25 protein-coding genes are annotated in these 24,249 nt (G+C 61.2%); 13 read left to right on the top strand and 12 right to left on the bottom strand.

Annotated features, from left to right (window positions below; genetic code table 11):
* The first annotated feature begins 32 nt into the window (after positions 1-32).
* Together tag and QRN33_RS07040 are read left to right on the top strand one after the other, a co-directional pair.
* Entirely contained in the window at positions 33-590 is a 558-nt protein-coding gene (tag, locus tag QRN33_RS07045) for a DNA-3-methyladenine glycosylase I (RefSeq protein ID WP_042607974.1), read from the top strand.
* Between the two features lie 40 nt (positions 591-630).
* Entirely contained in the window at positions 631-1,518 is an 888-nt protein-coding gene (locus tag QRN33_RS07040; protein ID WP_024014955.1) for a lysophospholipid acyltransferase, read from the top strand.
* Positions 1,519-1,569: 51 nt separating this feature from the next.
* Here QRN33_RS07040 and QRN33_RS07035 read toward each other — a convergent pair whose 3' ends face one another.
* The 5 genes from QRN33_RS07035 to def all read right to left on the bottom strand — a co-directional run bounded on the left by QRN33_RS07035 (position 1,570) and on the right by def (position 6,262).
* The gene (locus tag QRN33_RS07035) at positions 1,570-1,884 is read right to left on the bottom strand and encodes a tetratricopeptide repeat protein (RefSeq protein ID WP_064365211.1); all 315 of its coding nucleotides are present in this window, start codon (positions 1,882-1,884) and stop codon (positions 1,570-1,572) included.
* Positions 1,885-2,033: 149 nt separating this feature from the next.
* Complete coding sequence (gene trkA, locus QRN33_RS07030; RefSeq protein WP_042608251.1) at positions 2,034-3,410, bottom strand: Trk system potassium transporter TrkA; 1,377 nt, start codon at positions 3,408-3,410, stop codon at positions 2,034-2,036.
* Between the two features lie 21 nt (positions 3,411-3,431).
* Positions 3,432-4,742 (bottom strand): 16S rRNA (cytosine(967)-C(5))-methyltransferase RsmB, encoded by a 1,311-nt coding sequence (rsmB, locus tag QRN33_RS07025; RefSeq protein WP_285407730.1) that lies wholly within the window; start codon positions 4,740-4,742, stop codon positions 3,432-3,434.
* Positions 4,739-5,698, bottom strand: coding sequence for a methionyl-tRNA formyltransferase (gene fmt, locus QRN33_RS07020; protein WP_042608253.1), 960 nt, complete (start codon positions 5,696-5,698; stop codon positions 4,739-4,741). Before fmt ends, rsmB begins: the two co-directional genes overlap by 4 nt.
* Positions 5,699-5,755: 57 nt before the next feature.
* On the bottom strand, positions 5,756-6,262 hold the full coding sequence (def, locus tag QRN33_RS07015; protein ID WP_042608254.1) for a peptide deformylase: 507 nt from the start codon (positions 6,260-6,262) through the stop codon (positions 5,756-5,758).
* Between the two features lie 159 nt (positions 6,263-6,421).
* Here def and QRN33_RS07010 point away from each other — a divergent pair, with 159 nt between their 5' ends.
* The 4 genes from QRN33_RS07010 to QRN33_RS06995 all read left to right on the top strand — a co-directional run bounded on the left by QRN33_RS07010 (position 6,422) and on the right by QRN33_RS06995 (position 10,172).
* On the top strand, positions 6,422-7,447 hold the full coding sequence (locus QRN33_RS07010) for a LysM peptidoglycan-binding domain-containing protein (RefSeq protein ID WP_285407729.1): 1,026 nt from the start codon (positions 6,422-6,424) through the stop codon (positions 7,445-7,447).
* An 84-nt stretch (positions 7,448-7,531) separates the two neighbouring features.
* The gene (dprA, locus tag QRN33_RS07005; protein WP_285407728.1) at positions 7,532-8,629 is read left to right on the top strand and encodes a DNA-processing protein DprA; all 1,098 of its coding nucleotides are present in this window, start codon (positions 7,532-7,534) and stop codon (positions 8,627-8,629) included.
* A 54-nt stretch (positions 8,630-8,683) separates the two neighbouring features.
* Positions 8,684-9,241: an L-threonylcarbamoyladenylate synthase type 1 TsaC gene (tsaC, locus tag QRN33_RS07000; protein WP_042608257.1), complete on the top strand. Its 558-nt coding sequence runs from the start codon at positions 8,684-8,686 to the stop codon at positions 9,239-9,241.
* 184 nt (positions 9,242-9,425) lie between these two features.
* Positions 9,426-10,172 (top strand): hypothetical protein, encoded by a 747-nt coding sequence (locus QRN33_RS06995; protein ID WP_252873623.1) that lies wholly within the window; start codon positions 9,426-9,428, stop codon positions 10,170-10,172.
* Positions 10,173-10,343: 171 nt separating this feature from the next.
* On the opposite strand, the gene QRN33_RS06990 is transcribed toward QRN33_RS06995, so the two are convergent.
* Entirely contained in the window at positions 10,344-11,321 is a 978-nt protein-coding gene (locus tag QRN33_RS06990) for a quinone oxidoreductase family protein (protein WP_285407727.1), read from the bottom strand.
* Between the two features lie 150 nt (positions 11,322-11,471).
* On the opposite strand from QRN33_RS06990, the gene hemF reads away from it, so the two are divergent.
* Both hemF and aroE read left to right on the top strand, forming a co-directional pair.
* Positions 11,472-12,386 (top strand): oxygen-dependent coproporphyrinogen oxidase, encoded by a 915-nt coding sequence (gene hemF, locus QRN33_RS06985; protein ID WP_285407726.1) that lies wholly within the window; start codon positions 11,472-11,474, stop codon positions 12,384-12,386.
* Positions 12,387-12,395: 9 nt separating this feature from the next.
* Entirely contained in the window at positions 12,396-13,217 is an 822-nt protein-coding gene (aroE, locus tag QRN33_RS06980; protein ID WP_285407725.1) for a shikimate dehydrogenase, read from the top strand.
* A gap of 108 nt (positions 13,218-13,325) precedes the next feature.
* On the opposite strand, the gene QRN33_RS06975 is transcribed toward aroE, so the two are convergent.
* The 3 genes from QRN33_RS06975 to betC form a co-directional block, all read right to left on the bottom strand.
* The gene (locus QRN33_RS06975; protein WP_285407724.1) at positions 13,326-14,894 is read right to left on the bottom strand and encodes a SulP family inorganic anion transporter; all 1,569 of its coding nucleotides are present in this window, start codon (positions 14,892-14,894) and stop codon (positions 13,326-13,328) included.
* Positions 14,895-15,149: 255 nt separating this feature from the next.
* Positions 15,150-16,070: a choline ABC transporter substrate-binding protein gene (gene choX / locus QRN33_RS06970; RefSeq protein WP_285407723.1), complete on the bottom strand. Its 921-nt coding sequence runs from the start codon at positions 16,068-16,070 to the stop codon at positions 15,150-15,152.
* Between the two features lie 16 nt (positions 16,071-16,086).
* Positions 16,087-17,601, bottom strand: coding sequence for a choline-sulfatase (betC, locus tag QRN33_RS06965; protein ID WP_285407722.1), 1,515 nt, complete (start codon positions 17,599-17,601; stop codon positions 16,087-16,089).
* 114 nt (positions 17,602-17,715) lie between these two features.
* Here betC and QRN33_RS06960 point away from each other — a divergent pair, with 114 nt between their 5' ends.
* Positions 17,716-18,666: a choline sulfate utilization transcriptional regulator gene (locus tag QRN33_RS06960; RefSeq protein WP_285407721.1), complete on the top strand. Its 951-nt coding sequence runs from the start codon at positions 17,716-17,718 to the stop codon at positions 18,664-18,666.
* Between the two features lie 80 nt (positions 18,667-18,746).
* Here QRN33_RS06960 and QRN33_RS06955 read toward each other — a convergent pair whose 3' ends face one another.
* On the bottom strand, positions 18,747-19,412 hold the full coding sequence (locus QRN33_RS06955; protein WP_285407720.1) for an NAD(P)-dependent oxidoreductase: 666 nt from the start codon (positions 19,410-19,412) through the stop codon (positions 18,747-18,749).
* An 81-nt stretch (positions 19,413-19,493) separates the two neighbouring features.
* On the opposite strand from QRN33_RS06955, the gene QRN33_RS06950 reads away from it, so the two are divergent.
* Positions 19,494-19,820, top strand: coding sequence for a DOPA 4,5-dioxygenase family protein (locus QRN33_RS06950; protein ID WP_285407719.1), 327 nt, complete (start codon positions 19,494-19,496; stop codon positions 19,818-19,820).
* On the opposite strand, the gene QRN33_RS06945 is transcribed toward QRN33_RS06950, so the two are convergent.
* Positions 19,817-20,227 carry a GFA family protein gene (locus tag QRN33_RS06945; protein WP_285407718.1) on the bottom strand — a complete coding sequence of 137 codons (411 nt, stop codon included), beginning with the start codon at positions 20,225-20,227 and terminating at the stop codon, positions 19,817-19,819. The two genes, QRN33_RS06950 and QRN33_RS06945, sit on opposite strands and share 4 nt — an antisense overlap.
* A 328-nt stretch (positions 20,228-20,555) precedes the next feature.
* On the opposite strand from QRN33_RS06945, the gene QRN33_RS06940 reads away from it, so the two are divergent.
* Both QRN33_RS06940 and QRN33_RS06935 read left to right on the top strand, forming a co-directional pair.
* Positions 20,556-21,863 (top strand): CitMHS family transporter, encoded by a 1,308-nt coding sequence (locus QRN33_RS06940; protein ID WP_042608269.1) that lies wholly within the window; start codon positions 20,556-20,558, stop codon positions 21,861-21,863.
* An 85-nt stretch (positions 21,864-21,948) separates the two neighbouring features.
* Positions 21,949-22,716, top strand: coding sequence for a TerC family protein (locus QRN33_RS06935; RefSeq protein WP_042608270.1), 768 nt, complete (start codon positions 21,949-21,951; stop codon positions 22,714-22,716).
* A 129-nt stretch (positions 22,717-22,845) separates the two neighbouring features.
* Here the strand turns inward: QRN33_RS06935 and QRN33_RS06930 are convergent, their stop codons facing one another.
* Complete coding sequence (locus QRN33_RS06930; protein WP_285407717.1) at positions 22,846-23,205, bottom strand: DUF6124 family protein; 360 nt, start codon at positions 23,203-23,205, stop codon at positions 22,846-22,848.
* 541 nt (positions 23,206-23,746) lie between these two features.
* On the opposite strand from QRN33_RS06930, the gene QRN33_RS06925 reads away from it, so the two are divergent.
* Positions 23,747-24,244: a PAAR domain-containing protein gene (locus tag QRN33_RS06925; protein WP_285407716.1), complete on the top strand. Its 498-nt coding sequence runs from the start codon at positions 23,747-23,749 to the stop codon at positions 24,242-24,244.
* The last annotated feature ends 5 nt before the right edge of the window (positions 24,245-24,249 follow it).

Below are 24,249 nucleotides of genomic sequence, written 5' to 3'. Positions count from 1 at the left end.
GATTCGTTGCTGCGCACGCCCCCTGGAGCCTTATGCCACGCTGCTTTTGGTGTACCGAAGATCCGCTGTACATGGCTTATCACGATCAGGAGTGGGGCACGCCGCTACGCGATGCGCAGGGTTTGTTCGAGTTGCTTTTGCTCGAAGGGTTCCAGGCCGGGCTGTCGTGGATCACCGTGCTGCGCAAGCGCGAGCGTTATCGTCAGGTGCTCTTCGGCTTCGATGTGCAGCGCGTGGCGCAGATGAGCGACGCCGAGATCGATGAACTGATGCTCGACCCTGGCATCATCCGCAACCGCCTGAAACTCAACGCCGCCCGGCGCAATGCGCAGGCCTGGCTGGCGCTGGAGGATCCGGTGGCGTTCCTCTGGTCGTTCGTTGGCGACCGACCGATCATCAATCATTTCAAGGATCGCAGCGAAGTCCCGGCGATCACCCCCCAAGCGCTGGCGATGAGCAAAGCGCTGAAAAAGGCCGGCTTCACCTTCGTCGGCCCGACCATTTGCTACGCGCTGATGCAGGCCTCGGGCATGGTCATGGACCACACCCAGGATTGCGACCGCTACGCGCAGCTTGCCAACGGCGGTTAGAATGCCCGCCTCGCGCATCGCACATAATCAGGAGTGACCTGTGGAAAAGTTTAAAGGCGCCTTGCTGGTAGGCGCTCTGCGGCTGTTTGCCCTGCTGCCATGGCGAGCCGTGCAAGCCGTGGGCTCGGCGATCGGCTGGATCATGTGGAAAACCCCCAACCGCTCCCGCGACGTGGTGCGGATCAACCTTGCCAAGTGTTTTCCACAGATGGATGCGGCCGAGCGCGAGCGTCTGGTCGGTCAGAGTCTGAAGGACATCGGCAAGTCGCTGACCGAAAGCGCCTGCGCATGGATCTGGCCGGCGCAGCGTTCGATTGATCTGGTCCGCGAAGTCGAAGGCCTCGATGTGCTCAAGGATGCGCTGGCTTCGGGCAAAGGCGTGGTCGGCATCACCAGCCACCTGGGCAACTGGGAAGTGCTCAACCATTTCTATTGCAGCCAGTGCAAACCGATCATTTTCTACCGTCCGCCGAAGCTCAAGGCTGTGGATGAATTGCTGCGCAAACAGCGCGTGCAACTGGGCAACAAGGTCGCTGCTTCCACCAAGGAGGGCATCCTCAGTGTGATCAAGGAAGTGCGCAAGGGTGGTGCAGTTGGCATTCCCGCCGACCCGGAACCGGCCGAGTCCGCCGGGATTTTCGTGCCGTTCTTCGCCACTCAGGCACTGACCAGCAAATTCGTGCCGAACATGCTCGCCGGCGGCAAAGCGGTCGGAGTGTTCCTGCACGCGCTGCGCCTGCCTGACGGCTCGGGCTACAAAGTGATCCTCGAAGCCGCGCCAGAAGCGATGTACAGCACCGATACCGCAGAGTCCTGCGCAGCCATGAGCAAAGTGGTCGAGCGTTACGTCGCGGCGTATCCGAGCCAGTACATGTGGAGCATGAAACGCTTCAAGAAGCGTCCGCCGGGTGAGGCGCGCTGGTACTGAGTGGACTCGATCTGGTGACGGTCAATGCAGACGCATTGCGCTGTCCGTAGCTCAAGGCGCCTGTCGCTCAAGCTTCTTGAGAAATACCGTCATCTCCTTCTCGGCCTGCTTGTCGCCATGGGCGCGGGCCGCTTCCAGGCCTTGCTCCCAGGCCTGACGCGCAGCGGCGTGATCGCCCAGCGCCAGCTGCGCCTTGCCCAGCAATTTCCACGCTGCCGAGTATTTCGGATCGAACGCCACACAGCGCTGAAAATGCTCGGCAGCCCTGGCGTTTTCACCCAGATCCAGATAACCCTTGCCCAGGCCGAAGCGCAAAAGAGCGTTATCCACACCCTTTGCGAGCATTTTTTCCAGGGATTCGAGCATTGGTGGATTCCTTTCTTTTGTTCGTCAGAGAACCTGCGAGTCTTTCATACCGCTTTCGCGAGCAGGCTCGCTCCCACATTGGAATGCATTCCCCCTGTGGGAGCGAGCCTGCTCGCGAAGGGGCCATCACGGGCAGCGTTGTCTTCAGGTCAGAAAAAGCTCAGACCCACATGAAACAGCTTCTCCACATCGCGAATATGTTTTTTATCCACAAGAAACAGAATCACATGGTCGCCCGCTTCGATCACCGTGTGGTCGTGGGCAATGATCACTTTCTCGTTGCGGATCACCGCGCCGATGGTGGTGCCCGGCGGCAGGCCGATCTTTTCGATTGGCTTGCCGATCACCTTGCTGGATTTCGCATCACCGTGGGCGATCGCTTCGATCGCTTCCGCCGCGCCCCGTCGCAGTGAGTGCACGCTGACGATATCGCCGCGGCGCACGTGGGCGAGCAAGGTGCCGATGGTCGCCAGTTGCGGGCTGATGGCGATGTCGATGTCGCCGCCCTGGATCAGGTCGACATAGGCCGGGTTGTTGATGATCGTCATGACCTTCTTCGCCCCCAGCCGTTTGGCCAGTAGCGAGGACATGATGTTGGCTTCATCGTCATTGGTCAGGGCGAGGAAGATATCGGCGTCGGCGATGTTCTCCTCCAGCAGCAGATCGCGGTCCGAGGCACTGCCCTGCAAGACCACGGTGCTGTCGAGAGTGTCGGAGAGGTAGCGGCAGCGCGCCGGGCTCATCTCGATGATCTTCACCTGATAGCGGCTTTCGATGGCCTCGGCGAGGCGCTCGCCGATCTGCCCGCCACCGGCGATGACGATGCGTTTGTAGGTCTCGTCGAGACGGCGCATTTCGCTCATCACCGCGCGGATGTCCTCACGGGCGGCGATGAAGAACACTTCGTCATCGGCTTCGATCACCGTGTCGCCCTGGGGCAGGATCGGCCGGTCACGGCGGAAGATCGCCGCCACGCGGGTTTCGACGTTCGGCATGTGCTCGCGCAACTGGCGCAGTTGCTGACCCACCAGCGGCCCGCCGTAATAGGCGCGCACCGCCACCAGTTGCGCCGCGCCTTCGGCGAAGTCGATCACCTGCAAGGCGCCGGGATGCTGGATCAGGCGCTTGATGTAATTGGTCACGACTTGCTCGGGGCTGATCAGCACGTCGACCGGAATCGCTTCGTTCTGGAACAGCTGTTCCTCGCGGTTGAGGTACGACGCTTCGCGCACCCGGGCGATCTTGGTCGGCGTGTGGAACAGCGTGTGCGCGACCTGGCAGGCGACCATGTTGGTCTCGTCGCTGTTGGTCACCGCGACCAGCATGTCGGCGTCGTCGGCACCGGCCTGACGCAGCACCGACGGCAGCGAGCCGCGGCCCTGCACGGTGCGGATGTCGAGGCGGTCGCCGAGGTCGCGCAGGCGCTCGCCGTCGGTGTCGACCACGGTGATGTCGTTGGCCTCGCTGGCCAGATGTTCGGCCAGCGAACCGCCGACCTGTCCCGCACCGAGGATGATGATTTTCATCCAGTCACTCCATGAATCCGTTTAGCCGCGCGCGGCAGCGATCTTGATCAGCTTGGCGTAGTAGAAACCGTCATGCCCGCCCTGCTGGGCCAGCAGTTGGCGACCATGGGGCTGCTTGATTCCGGCCGCCGTGGCCAGATCCAGTTCGCGGGCGCCGGGGGTGCGCTCGAGGAACGCGGCGACGACTTCAGTGTTCTCGGTCGGCAGTGTCGAGCAGGTGGCGTAGAGCAGGATGCCGCCGACCTCGAGGGTTTTCCACATCGCATCGAGCAGCTCGCTCTGCAGTTGTGCGAGGGCGGCGATGTCGTCGGGCTGGCGAGTCAACTTGATATCCGGATGACGGCGGATCACCCCGGTGGCCGAGCAGGGTGCATCGAGGAGGATGCGCTGGAACGGTTTGCCGTCCCACCACTTATCGATATCGCGACCGTCGGCTGCGATCAGTTCAGCGTTGAGGCCAAGGCGTTCAAGGTTTTCCTTCACCCGCACCAGACGCTTGGCTTCCAGATCCACGGCCACCACGCCGGCCAGCGCCGGTTCGGCTTCGAGGATATGGCAGGTCTTGCCGCCCGGGGCGCAGCAGGCGTCGAGCACCCGTTGGCCGGGCGCCAGATCGAGCAGATCGGCGGCCAGTTGCGCGGCTTCATCCTGCACGCTGATCCAGCCTTCGGCGAAACCCGGGAGGCTGCGTACATCGGCGGCGGCTTCGAGGACGATGCCGTCGCGGCTGTACACGCAAGGTGTCGCGGCGATCCCGGCTTCCCCCAGCAGCGCGAGATAAGCGTCGCGACTGTGATGGCGGCGGTTGACCCGCAGGATCATCGGCGGATGCGCGTTGTTCGCTGCACAGATCGCTTCCCATTGTTCCGGCCAGAAGGCTTTCAGGGTTTTTTGCAGCCAGCGCGGGTGAGCGGTGCGCACTACGGGGTCGCGTTCGAGCTCGGCGAAAATCGTTTCGCTTTCGCGCTGGGCGTTGCGCAGCACAGCGTTGAGCAAACCTTTGGCCCAAGGCTTTTTCAGCTTGTCGGCGCAACCGACGGTTTCGCCGATGGCGGCATGGGCCGGTACACGGGTGTAGAGCAATTGATACAGACCAACCAGCAGCAGCGCCTCGACATCGGCGTCGGCGGCTTTGAACGGTTTCTGCAGCAGTTTTTCCGCCAGCGCTGAAAGACGCGGCTGCCAGCGTGCGGTGCCGAAGGCCAGATCCTGAGTGAAACCGCGATCGCGATCCTCGACCTTGTCCAGTTGCGTCGGCAGTGAGCTGTTCAGCGAGGCCTTGCCGCTGAGCACGGCAGCGAGCGCCTTGGCGGCGGCCAGACGCGGGTTCATTGCGCGTCCACCGCTGCGCCGAGCACGCTGCCGACGGCGAACTTCTCGCGGCGGCTGTTGAACAGATCGCTGAAGTTCAGGGCTTTGCCGCCGGGCAGTTGCAGGCGGGTCAGGCATAGCGCTTGGGCACCGCAGGCGACGATCAGGCCGTCCTTGCTGGCGCTGAGGATTTCGCCCGGAGCGCCAGTGCCTTCAGCCACTGTCGCGGCCAGCACTTTCAACGCTTCGCCATTGAGCGTGCTGTGGGTGATCGGCCACGGGTTGAAGGCGCGTACCAGGCGTTCAAGCTCAAGCGCCGGACGGCTCCAGTCGATGCGCGCTTCGTCTTTGTTCAGTTTGTGCGCGTAGGTGGCGAGCTCATCGTTTTGCACCTCGCCTTCAAGCGTGCCGGCAGCCAGACCGGCAATCGCCTGGACCACGGCGGGCGGACCCATCTCGGCGAGGCGATCATGCAGGCTGCCGCCGGTATCTTCGGCGCTGATCGGGGTGACGACCTTGAGCAGCATCGGCCCGGTATCAAGACCGGCTTCCATGCGCATCACGGTTACGCCGCTTTCGGCATCGCCGTGTTCGACCGCGCGCTGGATCGGCGCCGCACCGCGCCAGCGCGGCAGCAGCGACGCATGGCTGTTGATGCAGCCCAGGCGCGGAATATCCAGCACCGCCTGCGGCAGGATCAGACCGTAGGCGACCACCACCATCAAGTCCGGCTTCAGCGCGGCCAGTTCAGCCTGGGCGTCGGCATTGCGCAAGGTCGGCGGTTGCAACACCTGGATATTATTTTCCAGCGCGAGTTGTTTGACCGGGCTCGGCATGAGTTTTTGCCCACGGCCGGCCGGGCGATCCGGCTGGGTGTAGACCGCGACGATCTCGTACGGGCTGCTCAGCAGGGCCTTGAGGTGTTCGGCGGCAAATTCCGGGGTACCGGCAAAAACAATGCGCAGTGGCTCAGTCATGAAAGGCGTCTCATAAAAAGAAAAAGGCTTGCCGCAGCAAGCCTTTGAAGAGGGGCATCAAGCGTTCTGGCGGTGCAGCTTTTCCAGCTTCTTCTTGATCCGGTCGCGTTTGAGCGTGGACAGGTAATCGACGAACAATTTGCCGTTGAGGTGGTCGCATTCGTGCTGGATGCACACCGCGAGCAGGCCTTCGGCGATCAGCTCATAGGGCTTGCCGTCGCGGTCCAGCGCCTTGATTTTGACCTTCTGCGGGCGGTCGACGTTTTCGTAGAAGCCCGGTACCGAGAGGCAGCCTTCCTGGTACTGGTCCATGTCGTCGGTCAGCGGTTCGAACTCGGGGTTGATGAACACCCGTGGCTCGGTTCGGTCTTCGGACAGGTCCATCACGACGATACGTTTGTGCACGTTGACCTGGGTCGCGGCGAGGCCGATGCCCGGCGCTTCATACATTGTTTCAAACATGTCGTCGACCAACTGACGCACTTCGTCGTCCACTACGGCCACTGGTTTGGCGATAGTGCGCAGACGTGGGTCCGGAAATTCGAGGATGTTTAAAATGGCCATAGGCTTCGATTGCTGCACACGTTGAGTAAAGTCGGGTCGATGGCCTGGCGGGTCCGAAGATGCAGGCTACCGTTGTGAAGCGTAGCTTCTGAAAAACAGAAGCGAGCCACGGGGGCTCTGACGATTCACGCGAATGCACATGATAAAGGGATTCACTGCATGAGGAAAACACTACTCGCCCTGCTGCTTCTGGCTTCGGCCGGCGCCGCTCAAGGGCAAGTGCAACTCAGGGATGGTTTTCCACAGCAATACACGGTGGTTTCCGGAGACACCCTCTGGGACATTTCCGGCAAATACCTGCGCGAGCCCTGGCAATGGCCACAACTGTGGCGCGCCAACCCGGGGATCGAAAACCCCAACCTGATCTATCCCGGTGACACGCTGACCCTCAGCTACGTCGACGGCCAGCCGCAACTGACCGTCAATCGTGGCGAGTCGCGCGGCACCATCAAGCTCTCGCCACGAATTCGCACCAGCCCGGTGGCCGAGGCGATTCCGAGCATCCCGCTGAAATCGATCAACAGCTTTCTGCTGAGCAACCGCATCGTCGACAAGGCCGAAGACTTCGACAAGGCGCCGTACATCGTCGCCGGCGATGCCGAGCGGGTGCTCAGTGGCACCGGTGACCGCATTTTCGCCCGCGGCCATTTCGATCCGGAGCAACCGGTGTACGGCATCTTCCGCCAGGGCAAGGTCTACACCGACCCGCACACCAAGGAGTTTCTCGGCATCAACGCCGACGATATCGGTGGCGGCGAGATTGTTGCCACCGAAGGCGACGTCGCCACCCTCGCCCTGCAGCGCACCACCCAGGAAGTGCGCCTCGGTGACCGCCTGTTCGGCGGTGAAGAACGCTCGATCAATTCGACTTTCATGCCCAGCGCGCCGAAGCGTTCGATCGACGGTCTGATCATCGATGTGCCCCGCGGTGTCACGCAGATCGGCGCGATGGACGTGGTCACCCTGAACAAGGGCAAACGCGACGGACTGGCCGAAGGTAACGTACTGGCGGTGATGAAAACCGGTGAAACGGTGCGTGACCGGATCACCGGCCAGCCGCTGAAGATTCCCGATGAACGCGCCGGCCTGCTGATGGTGTTCCGCACCTACGACAAACTTAGTTATGGCCTGGTGCTCAACGCTTCGCGCTCGCTGGCGGTGCTCGACAAGGTGCGAAATCCGTAAGCTTGCTTAACAAGTTACCAACAGAGTTATCCACAGCTTGTTCCGAATGGTTCGGAGCATAGAACGATCAAGGATGATCCATTCATGTTGTCTGTCAGTACGGCCATTTCCCCGGCGGAACTGGAGGCGCGTCTGCGCCTGCACCGCATGCCGGATATCGGCCCCAAGCGTTTTGCCAAACTGCTCGAAGCCTTCGGCTCGGCGTCGAAGGCCATCAGTGCGCCGGCCAGTGCCTGGCGCTCGCTGGGGTTGCCGGCGGCCTGTGCCGAGGCACGGCGTTGTCCGACGGTGCGCGACGGCGCCAGCCACGCAATGCGCTGGCTAGAGCGTCCCGATCAGCATTTGCTGATGTGGGATCAAGCGGATTACCCAGCGTTGCTGGCGCAAATTCCCGATCCACCGCCGCTGTTGTTCGTCGCCGGCGATCCGTCGATTCTGGAAAAGCCGCAGCTGGCGATGGTCGGCAGCCGCCGCGCTTCGCGTCCGGGCATGGACACGGCGGCTGCGTTTTCCCGCAGTCTGGCCGGGGCCGGTTTTGTCATCACCAGTGGGCTGGCGCTGGGCATCGATGCTGCTGCGCATCAGGCGGCATTGGACGTTGGCGGGCTCACCGTGGGCGTGCTCGGCACCGGGCTGGAAAATTTTTATCCACAACGCAATAAACGCCTGGCTGAGGCGATGATTGCCTCGGGCAGCGCGGTGCTTACCGAGTTCCCGTTGGACGCCGGGCCAACCGCGAGCAACTTTCCACGGCGCAACCGCATCATCAGCGGTTTGTCCCTCGGTGTGCTGGTGGTCGAGGCCAGCGTAGCCAGCGGCTCATTGATCACCGCGCGACTGGCGGCTGAGCAAGGGCGTGAGGTGTATGCGATTCCGGGCTCGATCCATCATCCCGGTGCGCGTGGTTGTCACCAGTTGATCCGCGACGGCGCGGTGCTCGTGGAAACCATCGAACACATCCTCGAAGCCCTGCGTGGCTGGCAGCAGCCGCTGTTATCCACAGCGCCAACCCAGGCCGACCATCCGTTGCTTGCGCTGCTTCACGCGGCGCCGCACACCAGCGAAGCCTTGGCCGCGAGCTGTGGCTGGGCGCTGCCCAAAGTGCTGGCGACGCTGACCGAGCTGGAGATTGACGGCCGGGCGGTATGCGAAAACGGTCGCTGGCTGGCACGGTCGAGCTAGGTTTTACGGGGAAGATCGGTAAACTGCGCGAAACCTGTTTGTGGAGAGTTTTTCATGGTCAACAGTTGGCGTGTGCAACAAGCCGCGCGTGAAGTTCGCGCCGGCGCGGTGATTGCCTATCCAACCGAAGCCGTCTGGGGGCTGGGTTGCGACCCGTGGAATGAAGACGCAGTGGATCGCTTGCTGGCGATCAAGAATCGCTCGGTCAGCAAAGGGCTGATCCTGGTCGCCGACAATATCCGCCAGTTCGATTTCCTGTTCGAAGACTTTCCGCAGGACTGGATCGACCGCATGGCCAGCACCTGGCCAGGGCCGAACACCTGGCTGGTACCCCATCAGAACCTGTTGCCGGAATGGGTGACAGGTGTGCATGACACCGTGGCGCTGCGGGTCAGTGACCACCCGCAAGTGCGCGATTTGTGCTCGCTGGTCGGGCCGCTGATCTCGACATCGGCCAATCCCCAGGGGCGACCGCCAGCGCGCACGCGCTTGCGCGTCGAGCAGTATTTCCGTGGGCAGGTCGACCTGGTGCTGGGCGGCAGCCTTGGCGGACGCAAGAATCCCAGCGTGATCCGCGATCTGGCCAGCGGTAACGTCATTCGTCCTGACTGACGCCATTCTTTTATATTTTTTGCGCACTCCTCGGCGGTATGGACGAGGAGTTCTGCGCATGCCTGCAATTTAGTCCTGCATCTGTTTAACACTTATCCGTCGCCATTGTTCTTTCCTGCGTCAGATGAATCTCTGAGTCTGAAATAGCCGTAAATTTTCCCACGGGATTATCAGAACGCGTGCAGTGGCGAGATTTCCAAAAGCATCCATTCTTTCAATGTGCTTGAAACAACTTCGAAATGTTAATGGCTGCGGAGAAGTAATGGATATTACGGATTTACACCTCAAGGATTATCTGCAGGGCTTTCAGGAGACACTCAAGAATCAACAGGCTGATTACCGTGTGGCCATTCTTGAGGCCGGGTCGGATGCCGGGGAATTTGAACGCTTCATCAATCGGCAGTTTCGCCTGCGATTGCAGCATTACATGCTGACCTCCAGAGCCCGGGCACTGGAGACCCGCTTGGCGATTACCTCACGCAGCACGCACTTTTTGCTGTACCAGCGAGATCAACTCATTGCAGTGCTGCGGGCAACCCCGGCGCCGTTCGAATGGGCCTCACTGGCGCAGCATCATGTTTCTCCTACCGTGGCATTGGCCCGGCACGTCGAGTTCAGTCGCCTGATCACCCATTCTCAACAGCACCGCCCAGTATCGATCAATGGCCTGCTCGCCACCGCCGCGCAATGGGCGATCGATCGTGGCTATCAGGGGGTGACGGCTCTGTGCAGAACGCCGCAGCGGCAACTGTTTCAGCGATTCGGCCTGAGTCCGATCGCTTCGCACGCGATGCATATCGAACAACGGGCCCGGGGCGATTATTGGCTGTTGTCCGCCGAGTGGCGACAGATATTGATGGCTCTGGATCAGCCTGTGAACATGAACGCGCATCAGCCGGAGTATCGTGATGAATATAACCGTCAGTATTGATCCGCCAGTGATCGAAGAGTGGGCGGAGAAATGGCTTGTATATGAATCGAAGAAGTTGCGCAGGAAGTTTGCCGGTCGTAGGCCGGCGGCGAAGAAACTTCACCGGAAGATGTACTTGATATAGCTGGAAGATAATCGGCGAACTCATGGAAGAGTTCGCCGATTATCAACTTACGGCAACAGGATCGTGGAGCCGGTGGTGCGCCGTGCCGACAGTTCGGTTTGTGCCTTCGCCGCATCCGCCAATGCATGGCGCTGGCTGATGTCGACCTTCAGCTTGCCGCTGATGATCATATCGAACAGCTCGTCGGCCATGCGCTGCAGGTTCTCGGCGCTGTTGGCGTAGGTCGCCAGCGTAGGCCGGGTGACGTACAGCGAGCCCTTCGCGGCAAGAATGCCCAGATTGACGCCGTCGACCGCGCCCGATGCATTGCCAAAACTCACCAGCAGGCCACGTGGCGCCACGCTGTCCAGGGATGTGAGCCAGGTGTCCTTGCCGACGCCGTCATACACCACCGGGACTTTCTTGCCGTCAGTCAGGGCCAGCACGCGCTCGGCAACGTTCTCGTGGCTGTAATCGATGGTGGCCCAGGCGCCGTTGGCCTTGGCCAGTTCGGCTTTTTCCTTCGAACTGACGGTACCGATCAGCTTCACGCCGAGCGCCTTGGCCCACTGGCAGGCCAGCGAGCCGACGCCGCCCGCCGCGGCGTGGAACAAAATGGTTTCGCCGCCCTGCAGTTCGTAGGTCTGGCGCAGCAGGTACTGCACGGTCAGACCTTTGAGCATGACCCCGGCGGCGGTTTCAAAACTGATTTCATCGGGCAGGTGCACGAGATTGTCCTGCGGTAGCACATGCACCTGGCTGTAGGCGCCGAGCGGGCCGCTGCCGTATGCCACGCGATCGCCGACTTTGAACCGGGTGACGTCGCTGCCCACTGCCTCGACGGTGCCGGCGCCTTCCGAACCCAGGCCAGACGGTAACGCGGGTGGGGCATAGAGGCCGCTGCGGTAATAGGTGTCGATGAAGTTCAGGCCGATCGCCTGGTTGGCCACGCGCACCTGATTCGGTCCGGGCGCAGCGGGTTCGTAGTCAACATATTCGAGCACTTCGGGACCGCCGTGGGCGCGGAACTGGATACGCTTTGCCATCTGCCTGCTCTCCTTGGGTGTTCGGTAAGCCCTCTATCCAACTCCGCTGGTTGATCTTCGTCAACTGCGGCGCGCCGGTCTGCGATGGTATGCTGTGCGCCCATTTGCGCCGCCCGCCTGCCGGGGCGCCGCCCGATTCAAGGTGAAGCCATGACGACCCGCACCGACGCCGTAAAGGCCTATCTGCTCGATCTGCAAGACCGCATCTGCGCTGCGCTGGAAACCGAAGACGGCGGAAAATGCTTCGTCGAAGACGCCTGGACCCGGCCGGCGGGCGGTGGCGGGCGTACCCGTGTGCTGGAAAACGGCACGCTGATCGAAAAGGGCGGCGTCAATTTCTCCCACGTGTTTGGCAGCGGCCTGCCGCCATCGGCCAGCGCCCATCGGCCGGAATTGGCCGGACGTGGTTTCGAGGCGCTCGGTGTGTCGCTGGTGATCCACCCGCACAACCCGCATGTGCCGACCTCCCACGCCAACGTGCGCTTTTTCATTGCTGAAAAAGAAGGCGAAGAAGCGGTCTGGTGGTTCGGCGGCGGTTTCGACCTGACCCCGTATTACGGCGTTGAGGAAGATTGCATTCATTGGCACCGCGTCGCCGAGCAAGCCTGTGCACCGTTCGGTGCGGACGTCTATCCGCGTTACAAGGCCTGGTGCGACACCTACTTTCACATCAAGCACCGGCACGAGCCACGCGGCATTGGCGGATTGTTCTTCGATGATCTGAACGAGTGGGATTTCGACACCAGTTTCGCTTTCATGCGGGCTATCGGCGACGCCTACATCGAGGCGTACCTGCCGATTGTGCAACGGCGCAAGAACGACGCGTTCACCGTTCAGCAGCGCGAATTCCAGGAATTCCGCCGTGGCCGCTACGTCGAGTTCAACCTAGTTTACGACCGTGGCACCCTGTTCGGCCTGCAATCTGGCGGGCGTACCGAATCGATTCTGATGTCGCTGCCGCCGCAAGTGCGCTGGGGTTATGACTGGAAGGCTGAACCTGGCAGCGCAGAGGCGCGCCTGACCGAGTACTTCCTGCAGGATCGCGACTGGCTGGCCGAGGCCTGAGGACGGGTAATGGATCGTTACGTCGTTTTCGGTAACCCGATCGGCCACAGCAAGTCGCCGATGATTCACCAACTGTTCGCCGAGCAGACCGGTCAGCGCCTCGACTACAGCACGCTGCTGGCGCCGCTCGACGATTTTGCTGGCTGCGCCACCGCGTTCTTTCGAGAGGGGCGTGGCGCCAACGTAACGGTGCCGTTCAAGGAAGACGCTTACCGTCTGGCCAATAACCTGACCGCACGCGCGCAGCGCGCCGGTGCGGTGAACACCTTGAGCAAACTGGACGACGGCTCGCTGCTCGGCGACAACACCGACGGCGCCGGGCTGGTCCGTGATCTGACGGTGAACGCCGGATTCAGCCTGACGGGTAAACGTATCCTGTTGCTTGGCGCCGGTGGCGCGGTGCGGGGTGCGCTGGAGCCGTTGCTGGCGGAGAAACCGGCCTCGGTGATCATCGCCAATCGCACGGTGGACAAGGCTGAGCTGCTCGCCGAGTTGTTCTGCGACCTGGGACCGGTGTCGGCCAGTGGTTTCGACTGGCTGCGCGAGCCGGTGGACGTGATCATCAACGCCACCTCCGCCAGCCTGACCGGCGACGTGCCGCCGATCGCGCCAAGCCTGATCGAGCCGGGTCAGACCCTGTGCTACGACATGATGTACGGCAAGGAACCGACCGCGTTCTGCCGCTGGGCCACTGAGCACGGCGCGGCGCTGGCGATGGATGGTCTGGGCATGCTCGCCGAACAGGCGGCCGAGGCGTTCTGGCTGTGGCGCGGTGTGCGCCCGGATACCGCGCCGGTACTCGCCGAGCTGCGCCGCCAGTTGGCGCAATAATATCCTGCAAGAGTGAGCCTGCTCGCGATTGCGGTGTGTCAGACACAAAGTTTCAACTGACACACCGCAATCGCGAGCAGGCTCACTCCTACAGGGGGCATGCGGTGTTCAGTCCTCAAACCGGATCGGACACTTCTGCGCCCCTTCCAGCTTCCTCAACTCCTCCACCACCGACGGCCGTGCCCGGCGCAAGGTCAGGCTGCGCCCCTGGCCCAGCAGGCGCCGCGCTTCCTGATGCAGCATCTCCACCCCCGAGTAATCGATGAAGTTGATCTGCTGCGCCTCGATCACCACTCGCGCGCCGTGCAAGCGTTGCAGGCGCACTTGCAGATAATGGCTGGCGCCGAAAAAGATCGAGCCGCCCACCCGCAGCACATCGTCGTCACCGTCGCGCCAATGCTGCACCCGTGGTTGCGAGGTGCGCTTGAGGTAGAAGAACAGCGAGGCCAGCACCCCGGCGTAGATCGCCGTCTGCAATTCCAGCAGCAAGGTCGCGAGGCAGGTCAGAGCCATCACCACGAACTCGGCGCGGCTGACTCGCAGCAATGCGCGGATGCCGCGGTGATCGATGAGACCCCAGGCGATCAACAGGATGCTGCCGGCCATCGCCGGGATCGGAATGTGCGCGATCAGCCCCGCGCCGAACGCTGCGAACAACGCCACCCAGATCGCCGAGGACACCCCGGCCAGCGGCGAGCAGGCACCCGCCTCGTAGCTCAGGCCCGAGCGGGTAAACGATCCGGCTGAGAGCGACCCGGAAAAGAACGCACCGACAATGTTCGACAAGCCCTGTGCGCGGACTTCCTGATTGGCGTCGAGCAGCTGCTGCGAGCGCGCCGAAATCGAACGGGCGATGGACAGACTGGTCACCAGCCCGAGCATGCCCACCGCCACGGCGCTCGGCAGCAGGTGCAGGATCACTTCAAGATCCAGGGGCAAAGTGCTGAACGGCGGCAAGCGCCCGACGAAAGCGCTGACCAGATGCACATGGCTGAACATCGCCGGCCACAGCCACACCAGCAGGCTGGCCAGCACCAGCGTGATCAACAGCGTCGGCCAGCGCGGCAGGAGTTTTTTCAGTATTACGCCGACGATCACCGTTGCGACGCCAAGCATCAGCGACGGTTTATCCACAGCCCCCAGATGCCGCGACAGGTCCATCAGGCTGGCGAGCGCCGTGGTGTTGGCCGGCAATTCCAGCCCCAACAGATTGGGCAATTGCCCGATGGCGATCACCACGGCGGCACCGAGGGTGAAGCCGAGCACCACCGAATGCGAAACGAAATTCACCAGCGCGCCGAAGCGCAGCAGACCGAGCAGCCACTGGAAAATCCCGGCGAGGAACGTCAGCAGCAGGATCAGGGTGATGTAGTCCTCGGACGCCGGCACCGCGAGCGGGCTGACGCTGGCGTACAAGACAATCGAAATTGCCGCCGTCGGGCCGCAGATCAGGTGCCATGAGGAACCCCACAGGCAGGCGATCAACACCGGGAGGATCGCCGCATACAGGCCGTATTCCGGCGGCAGACCAGCGATCAGTGCGTAGGCGATCGACTGGGGTAACGCGAGAATCGCACCGCTGAGGCCGACAATCAGGTCCCGCCCGACGCTGGCGCGGGTCTGTCGTGGCAGCCAGGTCAGGAACGGGAATAGGGAATGACGGCTGGGAAAGGCCATGGGTCCTCGCGGTTGGGGTTTTGTTCAAGGTTATCAGGGTGTCAGGTGTAAAAGCCCCTCACCCTAGCCCTCTCCCGGAGGGAGAGGGAACTGACCGAGCTGTTTGTTGAAGATTCACCGACCTGCGATTCGGCGTTGAACGCACGTTTTGATCCAACAGCGATCGGCTCCCTTTCCCCCTCGCCCCCTTGGGGGAGAGGGCTGGGGTGAGGGGGCAAAAATCTCCAGCGGAACGCTATTCCAGCAACCCTGAGATCAAAGCTTGGCCTTCACCGCCGCCAACGCATCTTTGCCATCCACGGTCTTCACGCCATCCAGCCACTTGTCCAGCACCGCGGGGTTCGCCTTGATCCACGCCTTTGCCGCTTCGGCATTGCTGACTTTCTTGTTCACCACCTCGGCCATGATGCTGTTCTCCATAGCCTGGGTGAATGCCAGATTGGTCAGCAACTTGCCCACATTCGGGCAGGCCTCGGCGTAGCCCTTGCGGGTCAGGGTGAAGACGTTGCCGGTGTCGCCGAAGTATTTTTCGCCGCCCTTCAGGTAGCGCATCTTCAGCTGCACGTTCATCGGGTGCGGGGTCCAGCCGAGGAAGGTGACGAATTTCTGTTTCTTCACCGCTCGCGACACTTCGGCGAGCATCGCCTGCTCGCTGGATTCGATCAGCTTCCACTGACCCATGTTGAAGTCGTTCTTCTTGATGATTTCCTGCAACGAAATGTTCGCCGGCGCCCCCGAACCGATGCCGTAGATTTTCTTGTCGAACTTGTCGGCGAATTTGTTCAGGTCAGCAAAGTCATGCACACCTGCCTCCCAGACATAGTCAGGAACGGCGAGGGTGAATTCCGTGCCTACCAGATTTTTCGCCAACTGCGTCACGTCCCCGGGGGCGACGAACTTGTCGTAGAAGCCCTGCTGCGCTGGCATCCAGTTGCCGAGAAACACGTCAACCTGACCATCCTTCAATCCGCCAAAGGTGATCGGCACCGCAAGGGTGTCGACCTTGGCCTTGTAGCCCATGCCGTCCAGCAGAAAACCGGTGATGGCATTGGTCGCGGCGATGTCGCTCCAGCCCGGATCGGCCATTTTCACGGTTTCGCAGCCCTGTTCGGCGAAGGCCGAAGCGCTGCTCAACGCAATCAGGCCGACGGTCACAGCTGTGGATAACTTGCGCATGGACTTCCCCTTAACATTATTGGTTTTGGCAGGGTTGTGGATAACGGGCCTTGCGCTCCAGGTCATCAAGATCGATGTGGTTGCGCATGTACTGCTGACTGGCATCGACCAGCGGCTGGTGATCCCAGCTCTTCAGCTTGCCGATGGTTAAAGCGTCGGCGACGAAACGGCGTCGGCGCTGGCTGGCCAGAACGTCCCGATGGATCGCTGGAATGTCCCATTTGGCCCCCGCTTCAGCGAGGAACTCTTCGAACAGCTGACGATGTTGCGCCGATTGGCTCAGTTCCTCTTCTTCGCGCGGATCGTTATCCACATCGAAGAGTAGGCACGGGTCGCTTTCGCTGTAGATAAATTTGTAGGCACCCCGACGGATCATCATCAGCGGGCTGACGGTGCCTTCGGCCATGTACTCGCCGAACACCTCGTCGTGCCCGCCCTGCCCTTGCAGATGCGGCAGCAACGAACGGCCGTCCAGGGGTAAGCCCGGTTCGAGCGTGCCATCGGCCAGGTCAACGAAAGTCGGCAGCAGGTCGGCGGTGGAAACGGCGGCGCTGACCCGGCCGGCCTCGAATTGTCCCGGTGCGCTGATCAGCAGCGGGACCCGCGCAGCCATCTCGAACCAGTGCATTTTGTACCAGAGGCCCTTCTCGCCGAGCATGTCGCCATGGTCACCGGAGAAGACGATGATGGTGTCGTCGATAAGTCCGGTTTCCTCAAGGGTTCGCAGCAATTTGCCGACGTTGGCGTCGATATAACTGCAAGCGCCAAAATAGGCGCGACGCGCATCGCGGATTTTATCCACAGGCAGTGGCTTGTCCCACAGGTCGTAAACCTTGAGCAGCCGTTGCGAGTGCGGATCGAGTTCGTCCTGGTTCAAGGCTGTAGGCAACGGGATATCGGCGTCGTCATACAAATCCCAGAATGCCTTGGGAATCGTGTAGGGGTCGTGCGGGTGGGTCATCGACACAGTGAGGCAGAACGGCTGGTCGCCATCCTCGCGGATGTGATCGAAGAGGTACTGCTGGGCCTTGAACACCACCTCTTCGTCGAAATCCAGCTGATTGGTGCGCACGCACGGCCCGGCCTGGAGTACCGACGACATGTTGTGATACCAGCTCGGCCGTACATCCGGCTCGTCCCAGTTCACCGCCCAACCGTAATCGGCCGGATAGATATCGCTGGTCAGGCGTTCTTCATAACCGTGCAACTGATCCGGCCCACAGAAGTGCATCTTCCCCGACAACGCGGTGCGGTAGCCGAGACGGCGCAGGTAGTGCGCGTAAGTCGGGATATCGGCAGGGAAATCAGCAGCGTTGTCGTAGGCGCCGATCTTGCTCGGCAACTGACCACTGACCAGGGTGAAACGCGACGGCGCGCACAGCGGGCTGTTGCAATAGGCAGCGTCAAAGACCACGCCTTGGGCGGCGAGGCGGGACAGATTCGGCAGTTTGATCGGCGACGGGCCGTAGAACGGCAACATTGGCGCGGCCATTTGATCGGCCATGATGAAAAGAATGTTCTTGCGCTTCATGTGATCGCGGCATTCCATGTTGAATATTTATGCGAGAGTGCTGCGATCGAGCATGGAGTCCATGCCTGTTCCGGTAAAGCCCGCGCCGGACAATGACTAGGATAAGCACAGCTTATGTATGACGCCCTTGGTGACCTGTCTCTCGATCTACTGCGCGCCTTTGAGGCGGCGGCACGTCATCGCAGCTTTACCGCCGCTGCGGTAGAGCTCGGTACCACGCAACCGGCGATCAGCCAGCAGATAAAGCGCCTGGAAGAACAGCTCGGCACGCGTCTGTTCGACCGGATTTATCGGGGCATCGAATTGACAGAAGTCGGCGCCCTGCTCTTCGAGCAAGTTGCCCTCGGTTTGCAGAATATCGACGCAGGCTTGAGCGCAATCAGCGCGCAGCAGCAACATGAAGTGCTTCAGGTAGCCACGGATTTCGCTTTCGCCGCCTATTGGTTGATGCCGCGCCTGCACCGCTTCCACGAGGCCAATCCGCACATTGATGTCAGCCTGGTCACCAGCGAGCGCAACCACAATATGCTGCGCACCGATATCGACGTGGCGATCCTGTTTGGCGACGGTCGCTTCAAGCAGGGCGAGAGCCATTGGCTGTTCAGCGAGGAAGTGTTCCCTGTGTGCAGTCCGCTGTTGCTCAAGGACCGCTCACTGCCGCTGCCCGCGCAGGCTTTGCTGGAATTTCCACTGCTGCATTTGCGCGGCGAAAACAGCAGCAACTGGTTTGACTGGAGCGGGCTGTTCCGCCAATTGGGCCTGACCACGCCGCCGGCGCCGGGGCAGTTGCGCTTCGACAATTACACGTTGTTGATCCAAGCGGCGATCGGCGGGCAAGGCGTGGCGATCGGCTGGCGTCACCTTGTGGATAACTTGCTGGTGCAGGGGCTGCTGTGCCGGCCGCTGGCGCAAACCACGTTGTCGCGGCTGGGGTATTACGTGGTGTTGCCGCAACGCAAGCGCCGCGGTGCGTTGATTCAACTGTTCGTTGACTGGTTGATGACCGAGCAGGCCAGCAGTGCGCAATCGTTGAGCGGCTTGGCGTTGCCTTCTATTGCGGTATGAAGAGCAAAAGATCGCAGCCTTCGGCAGCTCCTACAAATGGAATGCGATCTCATGTAGGAGCTGCCGCAGGCTGCGATCTTTTACGAATCAGAAGCCGCCACAAAATTCACATGCTCACCGATATGCAGATTCAACCGCAGCTCATCCGCAATCCCCACCGCCACACGGTTCAAGCGCTCCAGCGGTTCAGCCAGACCAGGCTCGAGATTGCCGCCAACCTGGCTGAAGTGCTCGATAGTCAACCCGGCAACGCCATGCGGCGCGTTGACCAAGGTCCAGCGCAGAGTGCTGCTTTGCACCGCTTCGAGGATTTCTTCGGCGGCGTGCCGTTGCAGGCGATCATCACTGTCAGGCTCGTCAAGCACGCCAAAGTTGCCCACCAGGAACAAGCGCGGCACGCTGGCCAGTTGCAAACCTTCGACCAGTGCGTCGACTGCCAGCACCTGTTCGACCGGCCCCAGTGTCACCGAGCGCTCGACATGGTCGCTGCTGAACGGCAGCCCCGGCGCGTCCAGCAGACAAATCACCGCCGAACTGCCGGCGACGCTCTGATTGACCCGCTCGGCATCGAACAGATCGCCGGTCTTGGTGCGCAACCCCGGACGCGGCGCGAGTGCGGTGAGATCGTCGAGAATGGCGATGACTTCGTGTTGGCGGCGCAGAAATTCAGCCATCAACGCACCGCCCAGGCTGGCCATGGCACCATAGAGCACCACTTTCACCACTGGGGTTTCGGCATTTTTCATGGCTGTTTTCCTTATAGTTGTCCTATATGGCCTGTGACGGTGGAAACAGCCAAGGGTTCGAACCGATTGAGAGGCGACACGATGCAAGGGATCAAGGGCTATCACGCCCATGTCTATTTCGACGCGAAAACCATCGACCAGGCGCGGGCCTTGTGCGAACAGGCCGCGCAGTTGTTTGCGCTGAAAATGGGCCGCGTGCACGAACGCCCGGTAGGGCCGCACCCCGACTGGAGCTGCCAACTGGCCTTCGGCCCCGAGCTTATCGGCGAGGTGCTGCCATGGCTGGCGCTCAACCGCAAAGGCCTGGTGGTGTTCCTGCATCCGGACACGGGCGATGACTTGCTCGACCACACCGAACATGCGATCTGGATGGGCGCGGTGTGGCCTCTGAATCTGTCGGTGTTTTAATCGAGGGTTTCTTCGGCTTCGCCGGGCAGATGTTCATCCAGATGCAGCCAGGGCAAGCGGCTGTCGGTCCAGATATGCCGCTCGGCCGGCGCCGTTTGCGGGTGGTCCAGCGTGGCGATGGTCACGTCGAGGCTGTCGGGGCTGAGCGAGGTCACCAACGCCAGTTGTGCACCGCAGTTTGCGCAGAAGAAACGCGCGCAACTGGCCGACGAGTCATAGCGTGCCGGCGTCCCGGCCAGCCATTGAAAGTTCGCCGCCGGCACGGTGATCCAGGTGGTGACGATGCCGCCGCTGACCTTGCGGCAGATCGAACAGTGACAATGAGCGATATCGCGCAACGGACCGCTGAACTGATAGCGGATGTGTCCGCAGTGACAGCCGCCGTTGTGTGCATGGTTGGTTTCCACCGCCCTTCTCCCGTTTTTATTGACGCTCGCTGCATCCGACCGCCGGTTGACCGTTCATTCTTCGCGTTCATTAGCGAAAGGTAGCTGAAAGCTTCCCCGATTAGGATCGCCTCACTCCCGGCAACAGACCGGTTGGCCCAAGACCTGTGTCAGTTCCACAGGCCCGGCCCAATTAACAACAACAATGGTGATTCTGATGTCCTCTGCAACCCGCCGTCTCTCCCGCTTCCTGCTTATTACTCCGCCCGTACGCTTCGCGCCTCCCGTTCTGCGCTGATCCCGCCCGATCCGCTCATTCCATTAGCCGCGCTACGCCTGGAGTATTCCCATGCTGACTTTCCTTGGCTTCGCCATGGTCATCACGTTCATGTTCCTGATCATGACCAAGCGCCTGTCTGCGCTGATCGCCCTGATCATCATCCCGATTCTGTTCGCCCTGTTCGGTGGTTTCGCGCCGAAGATCGGTCCGATGATGCTCGAGGGCATCACCAAACTGGCGCCGACCGGCGTGATGTTGATGTTCGCTATTCTGTATTTCGCCCTGATGATCGACTCCGGCCTGTTCGACCCGGCCGTGCGCAAGATCCTCAAACTGGTCAAGGGCGATCCGCTGAAAGTTTCGGTCGGCACCGCCGTTCTGGCGCTCGTCGTTTCCCTCGATGGTGACGGCGCGACCACTTATATGATCTGCGTGGCCGCGATGCTGCCGCTGTACAGCCGCATCGGCATGAGCCCGCGGATCATGGCCGGTCTGATCATCCTCGCCGGTGGCGTGATGAACATGACCCCGTGGGGCGGCCCGACCGCCCGCGCCGCGAGTGCGCTGCATGTCGATCCGTCGGACATTTTCGTACCGATGATCCCGGCCATGGCCGCCGGTGTCGTGGCGATCCTGCTGATTGCCTACTTCTACGGTAAACGCGAACGTGCCCGCCTCGGCGAGTTGCATCTGGTCGGCGACGAGATCGATCACAGCGAAATCAGCGTCTCGCAATTCCCCGACGCACGCCGTCCGAAGCTCATCTGGTTCAACGCCGCACTGACTTTCGGCCTGATGTGCACGCTGATCGGCGGCCTGTTGCCGCTGCCGGTGCTGTTCATGGTGGCGTTCAGTATCGCGATGATCGTCAACTACCCATGCCTGCAAATGCAGAAGGATCGCGTCGCCGCGCATTCCGGCAGCGTGCTGGCAGTGGTCGGGCTGATCTTTGCGGCCGGTATCTTCACCGGTATCCTGTCGGGCACCGGCATGGTCGATGCGATGTCGAAAAGCCTGTTGGCGGTGATTCCGGAGTTCCTCGGCCCGTACCTGGCGGTGATCACGGCGCTGGTGAGCATGCCGTTCACCTTCTTCATGTCCAACGACGCGTTCTACTATGGCGTGTTGCCGGTGCTGGCCGAAGCGGCCAGCCACTATGGGATCACTGCGGTGGAAATGGCCCGTGCCTCGATCGTCGGTCAGCCCGTCCACTTGCTGAGCCCGCTGGTGCCGTCGACCTATCTGTTGGTGGCGCTGGCCGGCATCGATTTTGGTGATCACCAGCGTTTCACCCTGAAATGGGCGATTCTGGTGTGTATCTGCATTCTGATTGCTGCACTGCTGTTGGGGACTTTCCCGGTGTTCAGCACTCTATAAGCCCAAGACTCACCGTTGCGGGTCCTGGCTTCGCGGTTTGAAGCCCGGACCTTTTGCGGTTCAACAATTGCTCAAAGGAATACACATGGATTGGCTGACCAACCCCGAAATCTGGGTTGCCTTCTTTACCCTGACCGCCCTGGAAATCGTCCTCGGCATCGATAACATCATCATGATTTCGATCCTGGTCAGCCGCATGCCCAAGCACATGCAGCAGCGCACCCGGATCTTCGGTCTTGGCCTGGCCATGGTCACGCGGATCCTGTTGCTGCTGTCGATCACCTGGGTCATGCGCCTCACCGCCGACCTCTTCGAAGTGTTCGGGCAGGGTATTTCCGGTCGTGACCTGATCCTGTTCTTCGGTGGCCTGTTCCTGCTGTGGAAAAGCTCGCAGGAGATGTACCACGCGCTGGAAGGCGAAGACGAAAGCGACGACGCGCCATCGGGCAAGGGCGGCAACTTCCTCTACACCATCATCCAGATCGCGATCATCGATATCGTCTTCTCGCTGGACTCGGTGATCACTGCGGTCGGCATGGTTTCCCACGTGCCGGTGATGGTCGCGGCGATCATCGTGGCGGTGCTGGTGATGATGCTGGCGTCGGGCAAGATCAGCGAATTCATCGACAAGCACCCGTCGCTGAAAATGCTCGCCCTGTCGTTCCTGCTGGTGGTCGGCACCGTGCTGATCGCCGAATCGTTCGACGTGCATGTGCCAAAGGGCTACGTCTACTTCGCCATGGCTTTCTCGCTGGCGGTGGAAGCGATCAACATCAAACTGCGCGGCGCGATGGCCAAGAAGAAACAACAGCAGGATCCAGTGAAACTGCGCAAGGATGTGCCGGGGCAATAACCCGGTAGTCTTCAGGCAACACCCCTTGTAGGAGTGAGCCTGCTCGCGATAGCGGTCTGTCAGTCAACGATGATGTTGAAGCTGATGGCCCTATCGCGAGCAGGCTCACTCCTACATTTGTTTCTGCGTTCAGGCAGGAGGAACGAGGTTGTCGAGGACGCGGTTGACGGCCAGCTCACCCAACATGATGACTTGCTGGATCCCCAGCAGTGAATTGCGTTGCGGTCCATCAATAAACCCGGCCAGATCGCTGGCCATGATGCTCGCCGACGCCAAAGATTCGCAGGCGTGCACCAGCAGCGTTTCGTTATCCACAGCCGGATCGACGAGGAAAATGGTGCTGGGCTTGCGCGCGGCGCCGGGGTCTTGTTTGAGACCGGGACAGAGGTAGAAATCGAGGGCGCGGTCGGCGGCTTGTTTGAGTCTTTGCGCTTCTAGATCAGGGTGAGGAAGATCATCGACCGGTGGATCTGGCGTTATCTTTTTCATGTTCAGCTGCTCCATAGAATGAAGCCACTGCCGTTCTCTACTAAAAGAAGGGAGGCGGCTGTACGCAGGTTAGTAGACCGGGGAGCTAGCTTTTCCGGCGCACCCGAAGGCGCCCTGCGCACAACCACCATCAGGATCAGGCATAGCCTGACGCAACGGTGCTTGCGCACGATAACTAGCAACCCGGGCTACTAATCCCGACCACTGATGAGCAGTGGTCAGCAAACGATAGAGACCAGCCCCAAAGCGCACAAGCCGGCGGATTCTGGCGTAGCCGTAGGCAACGGCGCAAGGATTTGTAGCCTGTCGCCGCGTAACACGGCGTGTGCATAAACACCCAGCGCAATCCGTGTTTATCCCCATTCAAAACATCACCGCAAAACCTGTAGGAGTGAGCCTGCTCGCGATAGCATTTTCTCATTCAACAGTAATGGTGGCTGTCAGACCGCAATCGCGAGCAGGCTCACTCCTACAGGTTGACGCCCAAAGCAATGATCGTTAGCGTCCCCCGCTCGCCTCAAACGACAAACAAGGAACGTTCATGTCTGGAAAACCCGCCGCGCGCGTCACGGACCCGACCACTTGCCCGATTCCCGGCCACGGTACCAACCCGATTGCCAGCGGTTCCGGCGACGTTTTCTTCAACGGCCTCGCCGCCGCTCGCCTGGGCGACAAATGCACCTGCGGCCAAGCACTCAGCGGTGCCTTTTCGTCCACCGTGTTCATCAACGGCAAGAACGCCATGACCCTCGACAGCACCGCCAGCCATGGCGGCGTCGTGATTGGCGGCTCAGCTAATGTGATCATCGGCAGCTCGCACACCCCTGCTCCGTTCGTTCCACCGTTGCCGATCATCGGCCAGCCCTTGGTCGAATTCAAAGCGGTTAGCGCCGGCAACGGCGAACCCATTTCCGAACAGGGCTACGAAATCGAAACCGCCGAAGGCCGCATTGTCAAAGGCCTGACCAATGCGCAGGGCATGACCCAGAGCGTCGCGACCCTGCAGCCCGATCTCGCCATCGTTCGCTGGACCGCCTGAGCTTC

The sequence above is a fragment of the Pseudomonas sp. FR229a genome, from assembly GCF_030209115.1.
Lineage (GTDB): Bacteria > Pseudomonadota > Gammaproteobacteria > Pseudomonadales > Pseudomonadaceae > Aquipseudomonas > Aquipseudomonas moraviensis_A.
Note: the sequence above shows the minus strand (reverse complement) of the source record. Positions and strands in the feature narration are given on the sequence as shown.

Coding starts and splice junctions, on each gene's coding strand:
- QRN33_RS06925 (WP_285407716.1), top strand. CDS start 23,747: ATGTCTGGAAAACCCGCCGCGCGCGTCACGGACCCGACCACTTGCCCG.
- QRN33_RS06950 (WP_285407719.1), top strand. CDS start 19,494: ATGCAAGGGATCAAGGGCTATCACGCCCATGTCTATTTCGACGCGAAA.
- QRN33_RS06960 (WP_285407721.1), top strand. CDS start 17,716: ATGTATGACGCCCTTGGTGACCTGTCTCTCGATCTACTGCGCGCCTTT.
- tsaC (WP_042608257.1), top strand. CDS start 8,684: ATGGTCAACAGTTGGCGTGTGCAACAAGCCGCGCGTGAAGTTCGCGCC.
- QRN33_RS06990 (WP_285407727.1), bottom strand. CDS start 11,321: ATGGCAAAGCGTATCCAGTTCCGCGCCCACGGCGGTCCCGAAGTGCTC.
- QRN33_RS06930 (WP_285407717.1), bottom strand. CDS start 23,205: ATGAAAAAGATAACGCCAGATCCACCGGTCGATGATCTTCCTCACCCT.
- fmt (WP_042608253.1), bottom strand. CDS start 5,698: ATGACTGAGCCACTGCGCATTGTTTTTGCCGGTACCCCGGAATTTGCC.
- QRN33_RS06975 (WP_285407724.1), bottom strand. CDS start 14,894: ATGGCCTTTCCCAGCCGTCATTCCCTATTCCCGTTCCTGACCTGGCTG.
- hemF (WP_285407726.1), top strand. CDS start 11,472: ATGACGACCCGCACCGACGCCGTAAAGGCCTATCTGCTCGATCTGCAA.
- aroE (WP_285407725.1), top strand. CDS start 12,396: ATGGATCGTTACGTCGTTTTCGGTAACCCGATCGGCCACAGCAAGTCG.
- tag (WP_042607974.1), top strand. CDS start 33: ATGCCACGCTGCTTTTGGTGTACCGAAGATCCGCTGTACATGGCTTAT.
- trkA (WP_042608251.1), bottom strand. CDS start 3,410: ATGAAAATCATCATCCTCGGTGCGGGACAGGTCGGCGGTTCGCTGGCC.
- QRN33_RS07035 (WP_064365211.1), bottom strand. CDS start 1,884: ATGCTCGAATCCCTGGAAAAAATGCTCGCAAAGGGTGTGGATAACGCT.
- choX (WP_285407723.1), bottom strand. CDS start 16,070: ATGCGCAAGTTATCCACAGCTGTGACCGTCGGCCTGATTGCGTTGAGC.
- dprA (WP_285407728.1), top strand. CDS start 7,532: ATGTTGTCTGTCAGTACGGCCATTTCCCCGGCGGAACTGGAGGCGCGT.
- def (WP_042608254.1), bottom strand. CDS start 6,262: ATGGCCATTTTAAACATCCTCGAATTTCCGGACCCACGTCTGCGCACT.
- betC (WP_285407722.1), bottom strand. CDS start 17,601: ATGAAGCGCAAGAACATTCTTTTCATCATGGCCGATCAAATGGCCGCG.
- QRN33_RS07010 (WP_285407729.1), top strand. CDS start 6,422: ATGAGGAAAACACTACTCGCCCTGCTGCTTCTGGCTTCGGCCGGCGCC.
- QRN33_RS06940 (WP_042608269.1), top strand. CDS start 20,556: ATGCTGACTTTCCTTGGCTTCGCCATGGTCATCACGTTCATGTTCCTG.
- QRN33_RS06935 (WP_042608270.1), top strand. CDS start 21,949: ATGGATTGGCTGACCAACCCCGAAATCTGGGTTGCCTTCTTTACCCTG.
- rsmB (WP_285407730.1), bottom strand. CDS start 4,742: ATGAACCCGCGTCTGGCCGCCGCCAAGGCGCTCGCTGCCGTGCTCAGC.
- QRN33_RS06955 (WP_285407720.1), bottom strand. CDS start 19,412: ATGAAAAATGCCGAAACCCCAGTGGTGAAAGTGGTGCTCTATGGTGCC.